The sequence below is a fragment of the Okeania sp. SIO3B5 genome (genome assembly GCF_010692555.1).
Classification (GTDB): Bacteria; Cyanobacteriota; Cyanobacteriia; order Cyanobacteriales; family Microcoleaceae; genus Okeania.
The window spans coordinates 1-5232 of the sequence record NZ_JAAHHG010000630.1 but is presented as its reverse complement, the minus strand read 5'-3'; the positions used below and the strand labels follow the sequence as shown (position 1 = coordinate 5232).

Genomic DNA, 5232 nt, shown 5'->3' with positions numbered 1-5232 from the left:
ATTACATTGATGAAAGCAGAATAGGTATTTGGGGTTGGAGCTATGGTGGTTTTATGTCGATTAGCTGACTTATTTGGATGCCTTCTACTTGCCCATCTCCATAATCTTTTCCATAGAAGCATATCAATTTTATTGAATGTCTCTTTACTGACTACAATGGAAAAGTAGTTAGCCCATCCTTTTATTACCGGATTTAACTTAGCTATTAAAGCTTTTGTTGAGGCAGTTTTATATTTATCACATATACCCGCCAATTTCCGATAGTGAGTTTTTATACTCTTAGAGGACGGTTTAATCAGCGTCTTAAATCCTTGTTTGGTTGACTTGATTTTCCATTGCCTGATTGTGAAACCTAAAAAGTCAAATCCGGGTTTATTTCCTTCATATTCTTCCAAGGTATGGGCAATCTTGGTCTTCTCTGGTTTTAGTTCTAATCCTATCTGGCTTAACCATCCCTGTATTACGGCTTTTGCTTTTAACACTACTTTGATGTCTTCATGTAGGATTACAAAGTCATCAGCGTAGCGTATTAGGGAAAGCCTTTGTATTTTATCTCGCCAACCTATTTGATGACCATTACAATCTTTAATATCTAAGGTTTTGGCGAATTCCATTAATCTTTCTTCCATACCGTGTAGGGCGATGTTTGCGCTTTTGGGGTGATATGACCCCTCCCTGTGGCGTACCTTCCACAGATTCTAGGAATTGTTTGTTGTCAAATACTCCAGACTTTAACCATTGTTTGATTAATCGTCTGTAGGGAGATTGACCTATCTTTCCTAGAAGTTCATCGTGGTTAATTCGGTCGAAACATTTAGATATATCGGCATCAAGTACATACTTTGGTTTTTTGTTGATGCTGACGTATATTGCACCTATGGCGTCATGTGTTGACCTACCTGGTCTAAAACCATAACTATTAGGTTCAAAACGTGCCTCCCATTCTGGTTCCATACCTAGCTTCACCAGGGCTTGTAACGCTCTGTCGTACATCGTAGGGATGCCTAATGGACGTTTTTCATCTCTGCCAGGTTTTGGTATATAGACTCTGCGGGTGGGGCTTGCTTTGAGGTGGCGTGATGCGAGTAGGTTCACCAAGTTGAATCGTTGCATTGGTGGTAGATTTTTAATACCATCTACTCCAGCAGTTTTCTTTCCCTGGTTATCCTGTGTCACGCGTCTAACAGCTAGCAACCTTGCGTAATAGCTTTTTAAAAGAAGCTTTTGGTATCTGTGCATCTTGCGGAGTTCGCCACGGCTGGATGCTCTGTAAATCAATTTTTGTAATTTGAATACAGATTTCTCTACCTTCTTCCAATTTATATCCTTCCATTTTTGGGCTGGATTGGTTGAAATTTGTGAAGGTATATCATCTGTGTCCCTTGCTACGCTTAAAAATGGTTTAGGGTTTCCTAATCTTCTTTTCAGTGTCTGAGCTTTATTCATTACTATTCATTGCCTTACATTACGTCTAACAGTGGGTACGTCTGCATTACTGCTTCTTACCCAATCCTACTCTCTCTAAGACCTACGTCCAAAGCGTAGATTGACCTTGAATGGCTTCCTAAGTTCTCGACCTATATTCTTAGGTGTATTAGAGAGGTTTCCTCGTTCCCTTATTCCTTTTTTTACGGCTAATTTAGTGGGGTGAAATCTCCCGGAGGGTTCGATATGGTTGCTGGTAATCTCCCCAAAATGATATTACCCATTGACCCTCTGACTTTCGTCCTACATCCCACAGCTACCTTTGGGATGGCTAAAATTTACGAGAGTTTAATTACCTTCCTGTTCGTCCACTTGTCAGCCTTTGCTTGCGGTATCGTTCCTGGTAACTGGTATTTTCCCGCTTTTTAGACCAGCTTCGGAGATTGATGTTCAGTCTCTACTCCGTGGTCTATGCTTTCTACCCAACAACAAGGCGGTGGAATTTCACCACTAAGGATATAAGAGTTATTCACAAATCGAGGTTGTCCTCATGTATTGATTTGGAACGGCCGTTTATACCTAGTCTCCTAGTTTAGTGGCCAACGAGTCGCACTTTGAGATAATTTATAGTAGCTTGAATATCACTTAGTAGTTCTAAAGCTTTGGTTTGTTCTTTATAATTGCGACCCAGTTTTAAATCTTCCTCAGTATAGCCCACTTCAAAGCCTGGCGCTTGACGTTGGTAGATTGAAGGAGCGATCGCTACATAACCTTCTTTGGCAAATTTTTCTGTTACTTCTCGAATATGAGCATTAACCCCAAATATTTCTTGAATTACTACTACTGCTGGAAATAGATTTCCTTCTACTGGTTGTGCTATATAGGAAGCTATTTCTAGGTCTCCGTTGGGGACTTGAATATGGCCTGTATGGATTTTTAATTCTGTCATATAGTTTCTACACTCCGAAGGTATTAGGTAACAGGTTGTAGGTATTTAGATTGGGAAAAGTTTACTTAGGGTTTGCTTATGAAAGTCTTTTTGTAAGGGTAGGAGTCAGTCCTCAGGAGTCAGGAGGAATGGGAGTTATGGAGGTGGTAGTCTTCATTAATTGATAATGGATAATGAATAATGGATAATTACCTCGGGTTTTAACCGTTACGGAGAATATAAGGAAATCTTATTTCTTTCTTATCCTTAAAAGAAGAGACTTTAAACCTAGATTCGATTAATTATCAATTATCAATTATCCATTGGTAAAAATGGTCTGTTGATTTTTCTGTCCTAGTGACCCTTTTCTGCTAACTTTTTGAACCTTTTTCCAGCCCTAAAAATGCTCAAAGCTTTATCTATCAATGATTTTATATTTAATCAGCAAGCCCTACTTAAAACCTTATTCAAAACTAGATGCTATCTAGTCGATTGTTCAAAATATATAATAATTGCTCAAGCTATTAATATCAATTTAATTAAAAGATTTAATATGAGTCAGTTCTTGACAAAAGAAAAACTAAAATTAGAGCATAAAAATTGATTTCTGAGTAGCAGTTTTTTCTACTATGGTTAATTTTCAGATTAAAGCAGATAGTGATATTCCTGCATCAAACCAATTATTTAATCAAATTCGGTTTGCCATAGCTTCCCGAAAGTTTCCTCCTGGCCATCGACTACCTAGTACTCGACAACTTGCGATGCAAACTGGTTTACATCGCAACACTATAAGTAAGGTATATCGTCAACTTGAAGATACTGGTCTTGTGGAAGCTCAAGCAGGTTCCGGTATTTATGTCAGAGCACAGGGAAATGAGGGAGGTTCAAAGTTAAAGTCTCCCATTTATGAAAAGTATCCCTATGCCAGTAATATAGTCAAGGGTAGCTTGGATGAATTACTGTCTCAAGGTTGTAGTCTGAATGAAGCTAGAGAAATGTTTCTCACTGAGATTGATTGGCGACTGCGTTGTAGTGCCAGGGTATTAGTTACAGCTCCCTCTAATGATATTGGTATTGGACAGTTAATGGCTAAAGAGTTGGAACAAGCTCTTAATATTTCTGTGCAAGTAGTTCCTCTAGAAGAACTGGGTAGGGTTATAGATGAAGTATCTTCTGGAACGGTTGTCACAAGTCGATATTTCATTGGACGAGCTGAAAAAATAGCTGCTCCTCAATCTGTACGAGTGATTCCAATTGATATATATGATTATGCTCAAGAATTTAAGTTGGTCAATAATTTATCTCAGGGAAGTTACTTTGGTATAGTTAGTCTCAGTTCTGGCCTACTAAAAGCTGCAGAAGTAATTATTTACAGCTTGCGTGGAAATGATATAAATGTAATGACTGCGCAACAGGAAGAAACCCACAAAGTTGATGCTATGGTGCGGATAGCTAAAATAATTATTTGTGACAAATTTAGCGAAGGTAAAGTTAAAGTTGCCGTACAAAAAAACAGAGCAGATCTTATTCGCCCACCACAAATTATCTGCTTTGAAAATTACATTGGTACAGAGTCGATTAATTTATTGAAACGAGAGTTGGGTTTGGTATAGTTAGGACTCGAGATTATTCAAAATGAAGAACAATTAGATAAAATTAATATTAATTTATTCCCTATTTCTAATGTTTATGCTGCTATAACTTTATATGGTATTTTTATAGCAGTTTTCATTAACATAAGAATACAGAGATTTTGGCTTTAAGGCAGAAGGCAGAAGCTTTGTAGTCTACCTTTGTGAAAATCCCTATAAATAGGGCTTGCTGATTAAATATCGCGCGCATTGACTGATATTGGTTGTAGCATTTTTTGGTTTAAAAAAGTGCGCCTGTTTTCGGTGGAAAGAGCTGCAAAAAGCTAGTATTTTGGGACGATTATGGCAGACAAATCAAGAAACCATTATGAACGACTACCTCCTCTATAACTCCCCTAAACTCCTGAGAAAGTATCTGTAAAATAAATCTTAAGAGATGCTCAAAAGTTTACGTTTTACTGGATTACGGCGAATCACAAAGCTAACTATTAACTTTAACCATGTAATCTGCCCAACCCAAGCCTACACCAGGATTTAATATTTTATTTACAGATACCCTCTTATTATTAATTATTCATTATTAATTATTTAACTACTCCCTACTCCCTAACTCAACAAAAAGACTTTTGAGCGCAAACCCTAAATATTGTGAAACCTAATAATTGCTGAATATAGAAGTGCTAAACAATCTCTATAGCCATCCTTTTTAATTTGTAATATTTTAGTGGCAGTCAGGAGCGATAATTTTAAAGGTTTTCAGTTTAAATTAACTACCTATAAAAATTATCACAACCAATTTAGGATTGCTATATCTATAAAATTTCTCCTATTCCATTTTTCCTATCAATGTTATTTTCACATCTTAGAAATAGGAAAACTATAGGTAAGCATTCAGCTAATAGCTGAATGCTTACAACTATAAAAAAATCTAACTACAAATTATATTTTGATTTTATGGAACCTAGCATTAATTTAAAGCAAGCTATTGAGAAGCGTCGCTCTGCTCGTGCATTTAGTAAAGATTCAATTCCTAATTTGACATCCTCCCCGGCCTAAAGGCGCGGGGATTCCTACTGAGCCCTAGCTCTTCGGCGGGTTGACGCTTTGCTTCGCATAGCTGCCGCTAACACAGGGTGCTGCTTCCTTGGCGGTAGTCTTATGCTTCCCTCCACGTCCGCGCACGAGTTTCCGAGTGCCCCCCGGCAACTAATAACACTGTAGCATATATTCAATTCACTTGCATACTAAAATAAAAAGTCGCCCTACAAGGGCGAGGCTTTAAACCCA

At 37.7% G+C, this 5232-nt stretch carries 2 protein-coding genes and 2 pseudogenes; 2 read left to right on the top strand and 2 right to left on the bottom strand.

Going from position 1 to position 5232, the window contains the following annotated elements; translation table 11 throughout:
- Positions 1–35 precede the first annotated feature (35 nt).
- Both ltrA and F6K54_RS39780 read right to left on the bottom strand, forming a co-directional pair.
- A pseudogene (ltrA, locus tag F6K54_RS39785) lies at positions 36–1446 on the bottom strand (group II intron reverse transcriptase/maturase); the annotation flags it as partial.
- Between the two features lie 592 nt (positions 1447–2038).
- Positions 2039–2374: pseudogene (locus F6K54_RS39780) on the bottom strand (dienelactone hydrolase family protein); the annotation flags it as partial.
- A 608-nt stretch (positions 2375–2982) separates the two neighbouring features.
- On the opposite strand from F6K54_RS39780, the gene F6K54_RS39775 reads away from it, so the two are divergent.
- Both F6K54_RS39775 and F6K54_RS39770 read left to right on the top strand, forming a co-directional pair.
- On the top strand, positions 2983–3966 hold the full coding sequence (locus F6K54_RS39775) for a GntR family transcriptional regulator (RefSeq protein WP_293089833.1): 984 nt from the start codon (positions 2983–2985) through the stop codon (positions 3964–3966).
- An 885-nt stretch (positions 3967–4851) separates the two neighbouring features.
- Positions 4852–5001, top strand: a complete 150-nt coding sequence (locus F6K54_RS39770; RefSeq protein WP_293089831.1) for a hypothetical protein — start codon at positions 4852–4854, stop codon at positions 4999–5001.
- The last annotated feature ends 231 nt before the right edge of the window (positions 5002–5232 follow it).